This window comes from Nocardiopsis sp. iso_186 (assembly GCF_056173365.1).
In genome coordinates this window covers 4959853-4974154 of record NZ_CM149670.1, presented here as the reverse complement: position 1 = coordinate 4974154, position 14302 = coordinate 4959853, and the positions used below count along the sequence as shown (strand labels likewise).

Annotated in this window: 15 protein-coding genes and 1 pseudogene; 8 read left to right on the top strand and 8 right to left on the bottom strand. The window is 68.4% G+C overall.

What is annotated here, in order from left to right; all coding sequences use genetic code 11:
- Positions 1–7 precede the first annotated feature (7 nt).
- A complete protein-coding gene (locus AC0VYP_RS21570) occupies positions 8–499 on the bottom strand; it encodes a hypothetical protein (RefSeq protein ID WP_285758625.1) in 492 nt (163 codons plus the stop codon).
- Between the two features lie 193 nt (positions 500–692).
- Here AC0VYP_RS21570 and AC0VYP_RS21565 point away from each other — a divergent pair, with 193 nt between their 5' ends.
- Together AC0VYP_RS21565 and AC0VYP_RS21560 are read left to right on the top strand one after the other, a co-directional pair.
- Positions 693–881 (top strand): hypothetical protein, encoded by a 189-nt coding sequence (locus AC0VYP_RS21565; RefSeq protein WP_285758626.1) that lies wholly within the window; start codon positions 693–695, stop codon positions 879–881.
- Between the two features lie 331 nt (positions 882–1212).
- A pseudogene (locus AC0VYP_RS21560) lies at positions 1213–1386 on the top strand (hypothetical protein); the annotation flags it as partial.
- Positions 1387–1562: 176 nt separating this feature from the next.
- Here the strand turns inward: AC0VYP_RS21560 and AC0VYP_RS21555 are convergent.
- Positions 1563–2729 carry a GAF domain-containing protein gene (locus tag AC0VYP_RS21555; protein ID WP_285758788.1) on the bottom strand — a complete coding sequence of 389 codons (1167 nt, stop codon included), beginning with the start codon at positions 2727–2729 and terminating at the stop codon, positions 1563–1565.
- A 142-nt stretch (positions 2730–2871) separates the two neighbouring features.
- Between AC0VYP_RS21555 and AC0VYP_RS21550 the strand changes: the two genes are divergently transcribed.
- Together AC0VYP_RS21550 and AC0VYP_RS21545 are read left to right on the top strand one after the other, a co-directional pair.
- Positions 2872–3618: an ANTAR domain-containing response regulator gene (locus AC0VYP_RS21550; RefSeq protein ID WP_475474328.1), complete on the top strand. Its 747-nt coding sequence runs from the start codon at positions 2872–2874 to the stop codon at positions 3616–3618.
- A gap of 188 nt (positions 3619–3806) precedes the next feature.
- A complete protein-coding gene (locus AC0VYP_RS21545; RefSeq protein WP_285758628.1) occupies positions 3807–4163 on the top strand; it encodes an STAS domain-containing protein in 357 nt (118 codons plus the stop codon).
- 30 nt (positions 4164–4193) lie between these two features.
- Here the strand turns inward: AC0VYP_RS21545 and AC0VYP_RS21540 are convergent, their stop codons facing one another.
- On the bottom strand, positions 4194–5138 hold the full coding sequence (locus tag AC0VYP_RS21540) for an ATP-binding protein (RefSeq protein WP_285758630.1): 945 nt from the start codon (positions 5136–5138) through the stop codon (positions 4194–4196).
- Between the two features lie 175 nt (positions 5139–5313).
- Positions 5314–6555, bottom strand: a complete 1242-nt coding sequence (locus AC0VYP_RS21535; protein WP_475471534.1) for a glycosyltransferase — start codon at positions 6553–6555, stop codon at positions 5314–5316.
- Positions 6556–7025: 470 nt separating this feature from the next.
- Between AC0VYP_RS21535 and AC0VYP_RS21530 the strand changes: the two genes are divergently transcribed.
- Entirely contained in the window at positions 7026–7880 is an 855-nt protein-coding gene (locus AC0VYP_RS21530; RefSeq protein ID WP_285758634.1) for an SDR family oxidoreductase, read from the top strand.
- 1204 nt (positions 7881–9084) lie between these two features.
- On the opposite strand, the gene AC0VYP_RS21525 is transcribed toward AC0VYP_RS21530, so the two are convergent.
- A complete protein-coding gene (locus tag AC0VYP_RS21525; RefSeq protein ID WP_285758804.1) occupies positions 9085–9387 on the bottom strand; it encodes a hypothetical protein in 303 nt (100 codons plus the stop codon).
- Between AC0VYP_RS21525 and AC0VYP_RS21520 the strand changes: the two genes are divergently transcribed.
- A complete protein-coding gene (locus tag AC0VYP_RS21520) occupies positions 9283–9930 on the top strand; it encodes a PP2C family protein-serine/threonine phosphatase (RefSeq protein ID WP_475474326.1) in 648 nt (215 codons plus the stop codon). The two genes, AC0VYP_RS21525 and AC0VYP_RS21520, sit on opposite strands and share 105 nt — an antisense overlap.
- Positions 9931–9988: 58 nt before the next feature.
- On the opposite strand, the gene AC0VYP_RS21515 is transcribed toward AC0VYP_RS21520, so the two are convergent.
- From AC0VYP_RS21515 to AC0VYP_RS21505, 3 genes are all read right to left on the bottom strand, one after another.
- A complete protein-coding gene (locus AC0VYP_RS21515) occupies positions 9989–10612 on the bottom strand; it encodes a copper resistance CopC family protein (protein WP_285758636.1) in 624 nt (207 codons plus the stop codon).
- A 29-nt stretch (positions 10613–10641) separates the two neighbouring features.
- The gene (locus AC0VYP_RS21510; RefSeq protein ID WP_475471531.1) at positions 10642–11217 is read right to left on the bottom strand and encodes a copper resistance protein; all 576 of its coding nucleotides are present in this window, start codon (positions 11215–11217) and stop codon (positions 10642–10644) included.
- Between the two features lie 124 nt (positions 11218–11341).
- Entirely contained in the window at positions 11342–11608 is a 267-nt protein-coding gene (locus AC0VYP_RS21505) for a WhiB family transcriptional regulator (RefSeq protein ID WP_285758638.1), read from the bottom strand.
- A gap of 763 nt (positions 11609–12371) precedes the next feature.
- Here AC0VYP_RS21505 and ectA point away from each other — a divergent pair.
- Entirely contained in the window at positions 12372–12944 is a 573-nt protein-coding gene (ectA, locus tag AC0VYP_RS21500) for a diaminobutyrate acetyltransferase (RefSeq protein ID WP_475471530.1), read from the top strand.
- 58 nt (positions 12945–13002) lie between these two features.
- Positions 13003–14268: a diaminobutyrate--2-oxoglutarate transaminase gene (ectB, locus tag AC0VYP_RS21495; protein ID WP_475471529.1), complete on the top strand. Its 1266-nt coding sequence runs from the start codon at positions 13003–13005 to the stop codon at positions 14266–14268.
- Positions 14269–14302 lie beyond the last annotated feature (34 nt).

Below are 14302 nucleotides of genomic sequence, written 5' to 3'. Positions count from 1 at the left end.
GCGGCCCTCAAAACGGCGGTTCGTCGCTGTTGTAACCGCCACCGAAACCACCCCGACCCCGTGTTGTCGGCTTGGGCGGGACGTAGTCCTCCACAGTGCCGTGCTGGTAGTCCGCCAGACCGCAGGCATCGGCCCAGCAACGGCGAAACAACATCCGAGCGGGCTCTGGGTCAGGTCTGTCCCTGTACCCGTAGCCCTCGCTGTCGTCGTCGTACACGACCAGGCGGTCCGGATCCCGGCCGGCCATCGCCGACAGGCCGAGGAAGACCGCTTCGGCGTTTTTCCAGGAGTGGGGGACTGTCTTGCCGGTGAGCATCTTGCGCACCGTCTCCTTGCTCGCGGCCCCCTCCTGGGGAGGGGTGGCGCTGGCGGCCTCGCTGACTTTCTCCATGATCGGCATGTCGGCATCGACCCACAGGCGAAAAAGCATCTCCATGAACCTGCGCCGGGCCCCGGTGGGGAGTTCTTCTTGTGAGGGCATCCGGATCGATCGCGCCATGCCCGAGCTCCTTTAAGCAACTTTCCGCAATCAAGGACTTGTGTCCACGAGATTAGCCCACCACAGGCTCGGTTTCGGGGGGAACAGGCGTTCTCGTGCTCTGGTGCGGGCTTGAGGATGCGGGCGGAGCATCAGGTTTTCGCTGCCCTCAGGCTGGATTGTGACGAGAAGTTCCGGCGTGAAGGGAGCAGGGATGATCGAGGTGCGCGCGGCGCTGATCCTCTTGGGCAGTACGGGGTGCGCGGCACTGGCGGGGGCGTTGAGGTTGGCGGCCGGGGCTTCGTGGCCCGACGCTTTGCTGGCCGCCGGTGCCGGGTTCGGGGCGGCGGTGGGCGTCTTGGTCTTGATGGTCGAGCGCGACCGTTCCGCAGGCGGATCCTGAAGAGGGGCGGGCCACGTACACGGGGAAGGGGCGCTGGCCGTTGGCACCGTGCCTGCCTGCCGCTGGGTGCACGCCGGCGACTCGTCTAGTCGTCGGCCTTCTCATCGGTGACGCTGATTCCTCGCGATCCGCTGCTTCGAAGAAGGGGCGGCGTTTTCGGCGAAACCTGTCTATCCCCTGTGGGCAGGGGAGAATCGGCGCATGAAACACGGGTGGTACCGGGCGGGTCCGCCGCGGCACCGCTGGTGTTCCCGAGCCTGGGCCTGGGGTTGGACGAGTTGAACCAGAGCGCCGGCATCGCCTCCTTTGCCGCAACCGCGACGGCGGGGCGCTGTCCACCCGGGCCGCCAACACCGTGGTGTCCGCTCTCGAGGCTGCGGCGGGAACCGGGCCGGCGGTTGACGGGGAGGCGTTCGGCCCGCACGTGCTGCGCCACACCTTCGGCACCGACCTCGTGCGCGGCCGCGGCGAGGTGGCCCCCGCCCTGGTAGACGTGGTCCTGGTCGCAGAGCTGATGGGCCACGCCGACCTGAACACCACCCGCCGTTACACCCTGCCGAACGCGTCCAGGGCGGCCCGGCCCTGGTGCGGGGGCCACCGATCCGCAACCCGGAAGAGCCCCCGCCCGACCCGGGTGGGCGCCACGGCATCGGTGCCCACGGGCGCGGCCCCGAGGCATCCTCAGGCAGAGCCGGGGCGGGGCGGTAGGGCCAGGCCGATGTGCTCGCCGATCTCCTCGATCAGTCCGAGGTCGGCGAGCCTGAAAGAGCCCCGGTTGCTGCGTCGGATGAGGGTGAGGGCCCCGCGCACCCCCCGGCTGCCCCGCAGCGGAACGCTGAGCAGAGATCCCGCGCCCAGGGTGCTCAGCACGGGAACACCGTCGCCGTCCAGGCCGAGCATCGCCTCGTCCTCGATCAACTGGCTCAGGATCGAGTCGCCTCTGGCCAGTACCTCCCGTGGGATCTCCGCGGCCATCGGGTCCAACGAGCGCACCAGTTTGTTCTGCGGGCCCTCCTCCGGGCCGGCCACCACCGCGCGGCGCGCCAGGTCCGGGTCGGGGAGGTCGCACACGTCGATCACGACCCAGTCGGCGTAGGAGTCGGCCAGCAGTGCCGCCGCGTCGTCCAACGCGAGTGGGCGGCCCTCCCCACCGGGACCGGCGCTGCGCAGCAACAGTCGGGTCATCCGGGTCAATACGTCCAGTCGTCGGGCAGCCAGCACCACCACCTGGTCTTCGACCTCGGCCTCCAACGGGGCCGGTCCCACAGCGGTGCTGGTGGCCAGCGGCGGCGACATCGCCACCAGCACCAGGGGGTGGGGCTCGGTGGGCACGTCCAGCCGGCTCAGCGTCAAGTGGACGTCCTCGGCCCAACCGCGCCGCGCCAGCCGTGAGTCGAACGACGCGGGCTCCCCGCCCTGGAGGACGGTGGCGAGCCAGGAGCGCATGGCCGCGCGCCGGCGCAGGTCCACGAAGATCGACAGCGGCTTGCCGGTCAGGTAACCGGGAGAGCTGCCCAGATGTTGTGCACCGATGGTGTTGATCCGGCGGATGTAGCCTAGGTGGTCCAACAGGACCACCGGGATGCTCAACTCGTTGAACACCGCGCGCAGTACGACCCGCTCGTCGTCGTGCTGCGTCCCGCGGCGGTTGCGCCCCGCGCCGGTCAGCGTCGCCAGCTGGCTCCCGCAGTCGCGCAGCAGCCGCTCGGCGAAGCCAAGCTCCGCGAGCGCCGCGCCGGCTGTGCCGGCCGCGTCGTCGGGGTAGGTCGTGTGGGTGGTGCGCAGCGCCTCGACCCGCTCGCTCAGCTCGGTGATCGCGCGTTCGAGGTCGGCGAGGTTCTCCGGCAAGCTCGTGGCTCCTGACATCGGTTTCCTTTCGTTTGACGCTAACGCATGCGGTGGAACGCGGAAACGATGGCTACCGTGGAGCCAGGTATAGGGCACAGGCGTGACAGGCGCCAGAGGCGGACAGGGGAGGGACGTGATGTCGATGTGGGTCGAACGATTGGCGCGCGACATCGGCGCGCTCGCCCAAAGCGCGGCGGGTGCACCGGAGCGGGCGCTCGACCAGGTCGGAAAGGTGGCCGCGCGTGAGATCCCCAACTGCTCCGCGGCGCTGGTCGTCATCTGGCGCGACGTCCGGCCCGACGACGCGGCGGGAATCGTCGGCCGGCACGTCGTCGTGGACTACGGCGCCTCGCACTCCGACCTCGCCATGGCCTTCGAGCACCAGTACACCACCGACCAGGGGCCGGCCGTCGAGGCGGTGCGGGAGGGCCACGCGGTGCTCGTCAACGATGTCCTGCGCGGCGACCGCTGGCCCGGTTACACCAGCATGGCGGTGCAGTGCGGCGATCGCTCCTCGGTGACCTACCCGTGTGCGATGGGTGCCGAGACGCTGACCTTCGGCGTGCATTCGGGCCGGGCCGACGCCTTCGAGGCGGCCAGGGTCCTGCCGATGGTGGCGATGGTGGCCGAACACGCGGCCACCGCGTTGCGTAGCGCGGACCGACACTCCGACGCCACTCGTGAAGCGGCTCACATGCGGCGGGCGATGACCGCACGCACAGTCATCGACCAGGCGAAGGGAATCCTGATGCACGCGCGGGGGATGGGACCTCAGGAGGCGTTCGAGGAATTGCGCAAGGTCGCCCAGCGCAACGGTATGAAGGTGGCCGACGTCGCGCGCCGGCTCATGGACGAGCAGGCCGCCGGTGGTAGCGGGCCCAGACAGTGAACACGGTGTGGCGACGACCGGTATCGGTGTGGTGACAGGCGTTTGGATCCCTGTCTCACCGGGGAGCGGGGCGCTAAAGTTGCCGAGTGGCCCCAGCTCGAACATGCGGTTCGGGGTTTCGTGGCAGGAACGCCGATGACGGAACGCCGGGGACTGCGGTCGCGGCGGTGGCGAAGTGAGCGGGAAACGTGAGCGCGGAATTCGGGATTACGACCAGGTTCGAGGGCGAGGCGGTTGTGGTTGCCCCGAGGGGCGAGCTCGACGCGGTCACCTCGCCCGAGTTGGGTGTCGTGCTTGACGAGTACCTCACCGGCGACGACCCCCATCGCGGGATCGTCCTGGACTTCTCCGAGGTGGATTTCTGCGACTCCCGGTGCATCGGGGTACTCGTGTCCGCCTATCGCCAGGCGCGCGACCGCGGCAAAGGACTGGCCGTCGCCTCCCCCAAGGGGACGGTGCACCGGTTGTTCGTGATCGCCGGGATCGACCAGGTCCTCACGATCGAGGCTGATCTCGGGCGCGCGCTCAAGGCAGCGCTCGCCTGACTCTCGGGGAAAGCCCGGAACCGCTCCCGATCACACCTTGAAGTGCAGCCGCACGATCGAGCCTCCCGGCCCGCCGCGTACCTCCATGAAGTCGCACACCTGCCGGGTGATCCACAACCCGTAGCCGCGCACGCTCAAGGAATCGACCGGGTAGTAGCCGCTGAGCGGATCGGTCAGCCGGCCGCCCTCGTCGAACACGTCGCACACGATTCGCCCGGCCGGGCGCCACAGCGAGATCGTTCCCTTGCCCGCGCCGTGCTCCAGTACGTTGGCGGCCATTTCGTTGACCGCCACCACCAGGTCACCGGCCCGGTCCTTGGGGACGCCCATGGCCGTCGCCACCCGGACGACCTGATCCCGCAGAGTGGGCAGGTCGGAGATGATCTCCAGCGCCTCCACCGGCCCCTCCGGCGGGGACAGCGGTTCGGCGGTGGTGCGGGCCATCAGGTCGGAGTGCCCGATACAGCGCGGGTTCGGCTGCGGTCCGTCGGGGCCGACCATGGCCGGGTGCGTCTGGTACATGGATTCGATCGCCGCACCGGAGAGCGCGTTGGCGTCGTGGACGCACCGCAGGCTCATCCGCGCGCCCGACAGGGCCACCCCCAGCACCGAGTCCAGACGCTGCCACTCGCGTAGTTCGAGCGGTATCTCGTCGGGCAGTACGGGTTGTCCGATGACGGTAATGCGCTGGTCGGGGTGCAGCAGCGTCAACCGGTGCAGGGCAGCCAGCGTGCGTCCCGGCGCGTCGTAGAAGGATTCGCGTTCCACGAAGTTCACCGCGGCGTGCTGCCGATCGGGAAGCACCTGGCGCACCGCCTCAGCGGGTTCTGCCCCGAGCACCGCGACGATGTGGTCGCCGTGCGCCGCCGCCGAGCGAATCAAGGGGACGACAGCCGCGCACAGCTCTGACGGTGAATGAAACAGCAGTCCGTCATGGGTGAAACTACTGCCTTCGACCTTGGGTCCTGCACTCATGCCATCACCCGGCACCTGTCCCTCCAGCCAGGAATGACTCCTGTGTGAATCTTCGCTGACACGCCGGCGGGACGTACGGATCCGAGGAGAATCTGCCCCCCGGGGAAGCGCCTCTCACACTTCGCGCATGAGTTCGATTCTCTCTCGGCCCGTACCCGGACACCGCGTGCAGGAATCAGTTTGCATCATCACCGACGGCGAGGGGGAGCTCGGCCTCCATCGGGAACAGTTTGGTGTAGATGCGCTCGGTCTCACCGGCGATCCGTTCCCAGCCGAAGCGCGAGGCGGCACGGTCGGAACCGGCGATTCCGTAGGCGGTTCGCTTGGTGGCGTCCGCGGAGAGGGTCCGCAGGATGCGTCCGAGCGTGTCGGGGCGGGCCGAGCGCAGCAACACGCCGGTGGTGCCGTCGAGTACCGCACTGGTCACGCTGCCCACCGCGCGGGCCACGACCGGCAGCCCGCAGGCCATGGCCTCCAGAACGGCGCCGCCGTAGGGGTCGTAGCTCGCGGTGGAGACGAAGACGTCTGCGGAACGCAGGATGCGCGGAAGTTCCTTGCGGTCCACCGCACCCGTCAGGGTGATCCGGTCGTCAACACCGGCTTCCTTGGCGCGCTGCTCCAGGCGGCGGGCGTCGGGGTCGATGGTGAGGTCGTCGGCGGAGGGGCCGCCCACGATCAGCAGTTCGCTCTCGGGGACGCGGACCATCATGTCGATGAGGGAGTCCGCTCCGCTCTCGCGGCCCAGGCCGGTGACGGCGATGACGCGCAGGCGCTGCCCGGCGCCGGTGCGGCGGTGGTGCCACGGGCCCTGCTGGACGCCGTCCACGCTGAAGTGCTCGGCGTCCACGCCGTAGGGGACGACACTGACGGTGGAGCGCGGAACACCCATCCGCGCCAGCTCGAACATCTGCTCGGAGGAGTTGACCAGAACGGAGTCCGCGTTCTGCGCGAGAGCGGCTTCCAGGCGGACCCGGTCGGCGCCCGGCAGGCCGGCGCGGCGCTCGGAGATGCTGAGGGAGTGGAAGGACTGCACGGTGGGGATCTCGTGCCCGCTGTCGCGTACCGCTGCCATCGTCGCCAGCCCGCTGCTCCAGCCGAAGGCGTGCACCACATCGGGGACATCGTTGGTCAGGGCCGTGGTCAGGGCTGAGGCGAAGGCGGCGGTGTGCTCGGGGAGTTCTGCCTCGTCGAGTTTGCGCACGGGGCCCGCGGTCAGGTGCTCGACCGTCACCCCCCGGCCCATTCGGGTCCGCTCGGCAGTCGCGGGGTCGGCATGGCGGGTGTAGACGGTCACCCGGTGGCCGAGCTTGGCCAGCTGGCGGGCAACCGAGGTGAGGTGGACACTGTCTCCACAGGTGGGCTCGCCCTTGTGGGCACCGACCGGGTTGGCGTGCTCGGAAACCATGGCGATCTTCATGTGCGACTCCTCATTGGGCGGCGACCTGACATGCCGTGCGCGCTCGCGGCAACGACGAGCGCCCTCGACGCCGGGCAGGGCGCGAGGGTGGCATGCGGATGAATGCGAACGGATGATGACTCGTCGTCGGAGAGAGACGAGAAGGAGGAAGAGGAGGGCAGACGCATGAGAGACACACCTTTGATCGCTTTCGGGAAACACAAAAAGCGCTCGTTTTTACACTGGTGCTTGAGGTGGACTCAATCAGCCAGGCGCGAGCGCGCGAAGGCGAAGGCGTGTCTGCGTCTTAGACACCCAACGAGCTCTATTGTGCCAGATTGAGAGCATCTTCAACAACCTCACTTGACCTGCGCGAATGTTCTTAGGGATGCGCGCGGTGCGCGCTGCGCGTGTTTGCGTCCCGGTGGCACGGGCACGTCCGATCACCTAGCCGGCGAGGTCGCGGGCGATTGGGACCGTGTGGAGGACACATGACGAAAGGACTTTCGACCCGACTGTGGTCGGTCGCACAACGGCAGCCGAACGTTGATCCACTTCCCGAGTACGCCCGATCCGGGCGGCTGAAGGGGCGAAGGGCCCTGGTCGCAGGCGGTTTCACCGGTGGATCCCAGATCGGGAGGGTTGTGGCGACTGCTCTCGGTAAGGAGGGCGCGGCCGTCGCGCTTGCGGACGCGGTCGTCAGCGACCCCGGAGCGCCGGGTGCCTGGCCGTTGCCGGCCCCCCGCAGGGGGGACGGGCAGGCGGCGACAAAGACCCGGCCGGACTCGATGGTGGTGGAAACCGCGGGACTGGTGTCGGACTTCGGGAGTTACGCCCTGCCTCTCCACTGCGATCTCGCCGACGAGAAGGCGTGTCAAGGAGCGGTGGCGCACACGGCCCTGGAGTTCGGCGGCATCGACCTGTTGGTGGTGTGCGGGACCGCCCCTCCGGAGCCCAGGCGGTTGCTGGAGGTGGACGCTGACGGTTTGGAGCGTGACCTGAGGGCGACCTTGTACAGCGCGTTCTGGCTGGTGCAGTCGGTCTCGATGCACATGGAGGAGGGGGCGAGGGTGGTTCTGGCCGGTCCCCAGGCGAGTGGAGCACGCGGGACGAATCGGATCGGGCACACGGCGGGCGTGGCCGGCGCGCTCAGCCTCGCCGTCTCGTTGGGACCGGCGTTGGCCGAGCGCGGAATCGCGATCAACGGGCTGCTCGCCGACGACAGGGCGGACCCCTACCGGTTGGCGGAGGCGTATGTCGGCCTGTTCACCGGTACGGCCGACCATCCGACGGGAACGGTTCTCCCGCTGATGGGTGCCGGCCGCTCGCACGAGGCCACCGGCTGACCAGGGGGCTGTCGGACACCTGGGTTGTCACGCCGTCGCCGCGCAACGGGTGGTTGTCGCGGCAGGCGAACGCAGTGGTGCCGGGTTCTGAACGCCTGGACACAAGGGACGGCCGAAGCTGCCGTGGTCCTGCCGTCGCTGTTGCCGCGTCTGTCGGGCTGCCGCGTCCCTGCCGGTTCGTTGACGGTCCCGTTCGTCCGGCCGAAACGATGATGCCGCAGCATTGATCCCTGGGCGCAGGGGGCGGCCCTCGGCCCTCTGTCGCCCGCGCGGCCGTCCGACGGTTGAGGAAGCCTGTCCTCCGGTCGGTTCCGCTGCCGTATTTCGTGGGTTTTCCGGCGCACCATGTCGAAGCGTTCGGCAGCTATCGGTAACGAGTGGGTTCCTGGAGCGCCGTGGTGACAGGGGATCCCATGTTTCCTGGCGGTGGATTTCCTGGATCCGGCGGTGTTCGCGGCTACTGCCGGCAGGAGGTGCGCTGAAGTGCCCGCAGAGCCACAATCAGGCCCGCCCCGCTGGGGGAGCCACCTCTCGGCTTCCCGCTCCGGGAGTGTGGGGTGGGGTGTTTTGCGTCGGGGGGTGGGTGCGGGTTTGTGGTTGGTGGGGGTCCGAGACTGTGGGGTGGGGTGTTTTGCGCCGGGGGGTGGGTGCGGGTTTGTGGTTGGTGGGGGTCCGAGACTGTGGGGTGGGGTGTTTTGCGCCGGGGGGTGGGTGCGGGTTTGTGGTTGGTGGGGGCCCGGGAGTGTGGGGTGGGGTGTTTTGCGCCGGGGGGTGGGTGCGGGTTTGTGGTTGGTGGGGGCCCGAGACTGCGGAGTGGGGTGTTTTGCGCCGGGGGGTGGGTGCGGGTTTGCGGTTGGTGGGGGCCCGAGACTGCGGAGTGGGGTGTTTTGCGCCGGGGGGTGGGTGCGGGTTTGTGGTTGGTGGGGGCCCGAGACTGCGGAGTGGGGTGTTTTGCGCCGGGGGGTGGGTGCGGGTTTGCGGTTGGTGGGGGCCCGAGACTGCGGAGTGGGGTGTTTTGCGCCGGGGGGTGGGTGCGGGTTTGCGGTTGGTGGGGGCCCGGGAGTGTGGGGTGGGGTGTTTTGCGCCGGGGGGTGGGTGCGGGTTTGCGGTTGGTGGGGGCCCGAGACTGCGGAGTGGGGCGTTTTCCGCCATGATGTACGCGGGTTTTGACCACGGTCAACCGTCCGCCGATACGGTTGCATGATCAACGCGCCTCAACCACCGTCCGGATGGGGCGCTGCTTGGCACTGTTCGGCAGTCGCTGCCGATGAAACAGGAGGTAGGGCGCATGGGTGTCGCTGGTGGGGCAGTCGAGGTCACGGCCCTCACGCACAGGGGCGCTGTTCGCCAGGCTAATGAGGACGCCGTGGTGCTTGGCGCACTCACGGTCGCGGGCGCCGAGATGAACGCACCGGCTCACTGCTGGCTGCCCATCGCTGATCCCGTCATCCTCGCTGTCGCCGATGGTCTCGGTGGGCATGCCGCTGGTGAAATAGCTTCCGAACATGCCGTGCACCGGATGGCCGAGAGCGGCCCTCAGCTGACCGGCCCCGAAGCGGTGGATCTTCTGCTGAAGCACATCGACGAGGAGATCAAGGAGCACGCCGGGCTGCACGCGGAGTTCTCCGGTATGGGTACGACGGTTGCCGGCATGCTCTTGACGGTCAACGGCAACTACTGGTTCAACGTCGGGGACTCTCGGACGTACCGTCTCCAGGACTCCCGGCTGATCCAATTGTCCGAGGACGATTCTCCGGCGCTACCGCCTTCGGAGGACGGTCGTCCGGTCACTACGAACTTCATCACCCAGTCGTTGGGCGGCAGCGGGAACACCGCGATGGTCCCGCATGTGGGGGAGGATCCCGCTCCGGGCCCGGGTGCTTGGCTGATGTGCAGCGACGGCCTTTCTGACCTGGTGACGCTGGAGGAGATGGAGCAGATCATCGCCGAGTCCAGCAGCGATGACGCGGCTGTCTACAACCTTTGGAAGGCGGCGATGGACGCCTCTGGTCGGGACAACATCAGCATCATGCTCGTGCGCCGCGGTTGAGCGGCGGTCGAACGCGCAGCGGCCCCGTACCCGCCAAGGGTGCGGGGCCGCCGCGGTGTCAGTTGCCGGAGTCGCCGTGGCGACGCAGCCGGATGATCACGATGGCGATGAGCCCGATTCCGGCGAGGCCGGCCACGATCGCGATGGCCGGGCCGTAGTCACCGAACTGCCCGGAGGGGGACAGGGGGTCGTCCACGGGGTTGGTGCCGGCGGCCGGGGAGGCGGTGGACGTCGCGGGTGTCTCCCCGGCGGGCGCGCTCTCGGTCGGGGTCGGCTCGGGGAGGGCGCTCTCGGGCACGGTGAAAGTGATCGCGTCTTCGAGGGCGTGGCCGTCGGAGGAGATCATCCGGTAGTTCACGGTGTACTCGCCGGCTGTTTCGACGGGGGCGAGCTGGACCGTGGCGACCGCCCCGTCGATGGAGATCTCTCCGTCGGCGTATTCCTGGTCGTCGGGGCCGATCACGACGATGCCGTTGCCGCCCGCACCGATGTCGGCGCTGAAGGTCAGTTCTACTTCGGTGGGCGGGCTGTCCACTGTCGCGCCGTCCTTCGGGGAGGACGACAGCAGTGTGTCGTGGGCGTATGCGGCGGGTGCCGGGCCGACGAGCAACAGGGCCGCCGTTGCGACGCCGGCGAGCAGACCGCCGATTCGGCGGGTGGTGGACGTTGGTGTGATGGACATACGGAGGGGCCTTTCCTCGGGTGTTCGGTCTAGGGGGTCGCGCATGACTGAACACGAGGGGGGCCGCGGGGGTGGTGGACCGGTGGCGCGTCGTTGAGGACACGGTCGTGCGACGGCGGTCGGAAGCGGCCGGTGGGGCGGTGGAGGTGCAGTGCCCAGGGGCGGTACAGCGTGGGCAGGGTGCTGGTGAGGATGTCGAAGAGGGTCCAGAGGGCGGCTTCGCCGTGACTGAGCAGTGCTGCGGTGAGCAGTGCGGCCCACAGGTGGCCGACCAGCATTCCGGGTGAGTAGCCGACGACCGTGCCGACGAGGTGGGTGCCGTGCTCGGGCGTGGTGACGACGGTGGTCGGCGCCCCTAGTTGGAAAAGCAGGTGCAGGCCGATCTGTGCGGTGGCCAGGACCGCGAAGATCTCCCCGAAGCCCCATTCGCGCCTGGTGAAGCGGGCCAGCAGGATGCCGCTGAAGAGGGTTGCGGCCGGCAGTGAGGTCAGGGTGGTGTCGCCTTGGCCGGCGGTGATGTGCCCGGCCCAGCCCAGCCCGCCGCACGCGGCGGCCAACGAGGCCGTACGCGCCAGCCACAAGGGTCCCCTGCCGGGATGCTGCACGGTTTCGAACCTAACATTCGGCGAATCGCGCGAGCCGGACGGCGCTCGGTTCGGGACGGCCAAAGCCGGAGCCGCCGGGATCGGCGGATCCCGGCGGCTCCGGCGCTGCTGCGCGCTTGCCTGTTCAGCTCGCGATGGGCAGCAGCTCTCGGCGCATGTAGCGGCGTTCTTCGGGGGTGGTTGCCCCCCACACTCCATGCGCCTCCCCGGCGCGCAGCGCCCACCGCAGGCACTCTTGGCGAACAGTACAACTGCGGCAGATGGCCTTCGCGAGCTCCGCGTCATGACGCCCGGGGCCGGTCGTGCTCACCGGGAAGAACACCTCGGGGTCGTATGTGCGGCACGCCCCTTGCTCAACCCAGTCTTCGCTCTCGTGGTAAAGGCGGTTCACCAGGCGCCTCCGATCCCTGGCTCGGTTCCGTGCACTTCCGCGGCGATCCGCCGCGGGGAAAGCGGTCGGTGCGGGTTGTTCGCTCCGCGGACCGCGTCTCATGCGATGACCGAGCTCCGCGATACGGGTGCGGGGTGATCAACGCATCTCGACCGATTGTAGTACTACGAACGGTCGTACTACAGGGAGTCTGCAAAAAATTAATCCAATTTTCAAGGGTTCTGATCGTTCGTGTGCCGATTGGTGGACAAGGTCACACGATTTACCGAGGGTCGCGGCCGGCCTCGGGGGGCTCGCTGTGTCCGCTCCGGTTTTCTTTCGGAGGCGCAATCGCCTGCTGTTCGGGGGATTCGTGGGGCGGTCGTGCCATCTGGGGCGGGGGGGTACGCGTCTCCTGGGAGGATCGTGGAGCGCGAACTCTCGGCCCTTGTGGGCGAGATGAGCCTTTGGCCCGAATTCGTGTGACCTAAGACACCCTTAAAATTCCCCCAGAAACCCTTAGGTTTGGCCCTGTTGGTCGAGGGGTGGCCGTTGGCGCGTCACGTGCCGCTGTCCGTGGCGCTGCCCTCGGGATCCCCTGTATCTCCTGGTGGACCCGGAGGGTTCGACGGTCGGGAACGGCCCGGTTTCGCGCCCCGCCGCGGTTGCACAAAGTCACAACTCTGGGCAAAAGGACGAGATCTACCCGGCGAAACACCGGCGAAACATATCTGCCTTTTTTCCTGAAATTGCTGCTCAGGAACGTTCGCTATGGTCCCTGGACGTGCCCCAACAACGATTCCACTCCGCTGGCAAGGACAACGCCACCACTGTTCGTGACCGCTCCGCAGCCCTCGAAGGCGCAGGGGACGTGACACTGGTGTCGCCTTCGCTCGACGACGGAAGACACGTGTGGAGGCTCGCCCGCGCCGCCGGGCTCGACGTCAACTCGCCGTACGCCTACGTGCTCTGGTGCCGCGACTTCGCGGCCACCTCTGTCGTCGCCCACGACGACTCCGGCGTACTGCGCGGGTTCGTCACCGGTTATACGCGGCCGGATCAGCCCGACACCTACTTCCTCTGGCAGGTCGCCGTCAACCCCGGGTTCCGGGGACGCCGGCTGGCCCGCCGAATGCTGGACCACGTCGGTGGGCGGCTGCCCTCCCTCGGTATCCGCTACCTCGAAGCGACCGTGACCGCTGACAACGCGGCGTCACGGGCACTGTTCGCGTCGTTTGCCCGCACCCATGGTGCCGACCTGGCCTGGACCCCCCTGTTTGAGCGTGCGCATTTCCCCGACGACACCGGCGAGCCACACGAACCAGAGGAACTGGTCCGCATCGGTCCGTTGTCCTGACCCGATCGCCGGCCCAGACCGCATCCACGTTCGCCCTGCACACAAGGAGAGACGCCCGATGGAGACCTTCACCCAGCTCGAGTCCGAAGTCCGCAGTTACTGCCGGAACTGGCCGGTCATGTTCAACGAGGCGCGTGGCAGCTACGTCTACGACGACTCGGGCCGTCCCTACCTCGACTTCTTCGCGGGCGCCGGGTCGCTCAACTACGGGCACAACAACCCCGAGTTGAAGACCAAGCTGATCGACTACCTCGTCAACGACTCCATCGTGCACAGCCTGGATGCTTTCAGCGTCGCCAAACGCGACTTCCTGAAAACCTTCGGCGAGGTGGTCCTCGCCCCGCGCAACCTCGACTACAAGGTCCAGTTCCCCGGCCCCGCCGGCAACAACGCCGTCGAGGCGGCGCTCAAACTCGCCCGCAAGTACACCGGCCGCGAGACGGTCATCAGCTTCACCAACGGTTTCCACGGAATGACCCTGGGCGCGCTCGCGGTTACGGGCAACTCGATGAAGCGCGGCGGTGCGGGTGTTCCGCTGGGCCACACCGCGACCATGCCCTTCGACAACTACATGGACGGCCAGACGCCGGACTTCCTGTGGCTGCGCAGCCTGCTGGAGGACAGCGGCAGCGGTCTGGACAAGCCCGCGGCCGTCATCGTCGAGACCGTCCAGGGCGAGGGCGGCATCAATGTCGCCAGCAAGGGGTGGCTGCGCGGCCTCTCGGCGCTGTGCGAGGAGTACGGGATCCTCCTGATCGTCAACGACATCCAGATGGGCTGTGGACGCACCGGGCCGTTCTTCAGCTTCGAGGAGGCCGGCATCACCCCCGACATCGTCACCCTCTCCAAGTCGATCAGCGGTTACGGCCTGCCCATGGCGCTCACCCTGTTCAAGCGTGAGCTGGACGTCTGGGAGCCCGGCGAGCACAACGGAACCTTCCGCGGATTCAACCCCGCGTTCGTCACCGGTACCGCCGCCCTGAACACCTACTGGCGCGACGAGGTCTTTTGCAAGGAGACCCTGGCCAAGGGGGACATGGTCGGTGACCGGCTGGCCGCCATCGCCGCCGAGTACCCCGAGGCCGGTGCGCACACCCGGGGACGCGGCCTCGCCCGCGGACTCGCCTTCGCCCAGGAAGGGGCGGCCAAGGCCGTCGCGGCCGCCGCGTTCGAGCGTGGTCTGCTCCTGGAGACCTCCGGTCCCGAGGACGAGGTCGCCAAGCTGCTTCCGGCCCTGACCACCTCCGTGCCCGACCTGGAGAAGGGCCTGGACATCATCGACGAATCGGTGCGCGCGGCCGTGAAGGTGCCGCTGGCGGTCTGAGCGGCCGACCGGACCCAAGCGCAGCACCGAGAGA

Excerpts from the sequence above, each read along its gene's own strand:
- AC0VYP_RS21570 (WP_285758625.1), bottom strand. The coding sequence starts at position 499 with ATGGCGCGATCGATCCGGATGCCCTCACAAGAAGAACTCCCCACCGGG.
- AC0VYP_RS21565 (WP_285758626.1), top strand. The coding sequence starts at position 693 with ATGATCGAGGTGCGCGCGGCGCTGATCCTCTTGGGCAGTACGGGGTGC.
- AC0VYP_RS21550 (WP_475474328.1), top strand. The coding sequence starts at position 2,872 with ATGTGGGTCGAACGATTGGCGCGCGACATCGGCGCGCTCGCCCAAAGC.
- AC0VYP_RS21540 (WP_285758630.1), bottom strand. The coding sequence starts at position 5,138 with ATGAGTGCAGGACCCAAGGTCGAAGGCAGTAGTTTCACCCATGACGGA.
- AC0VYP_RS21535 (WP_475471534.1), bottom strand. The coding sequence starts at position 6,555 with ATGAAGATCGCCATGGTTTCCGAGCACGCCAACCCGGTCGGTGCCCAC.
- AC0VYP_RS21530 (WP_285758634.1), top strand. The coding sequence starts at position 7,026 with ATGACGAAAGGACTTTCGACCCGACTGTGGTCGGTCGCACAACGGCAG.
- AC0VYP_RS21520 (WP_475474326.1), top strand. The coding sequence starts at position 9,283 with ATGAACGCACCGGCTCACTGCTGGCTGCCCATCGCTGATCCCGTCATC.
- AC0VYP_RS21525 (WP_285758804.1), bottom strand. The coding sequence starts at position 9,387 with ATGTTCGGAAGCTATTTCACCAGCGGCATGCCCACCGAGACCATCGGC.
- AC0VYP_RS21515 (WP_285758636.1), bottom strand. The coding sequence starts at position 10,612 with ATGTCCATCACACCAACGTCCACCACCCGCCGAATCGGCGGTCTGCTC.
- ectB (WP_475471529.1), top strand. The coding sequence starts at position 13,003 with ATGGAGACCTTCACCCAGCTCGAGTCCGAAGTCCGCAGTTACTGCCGG.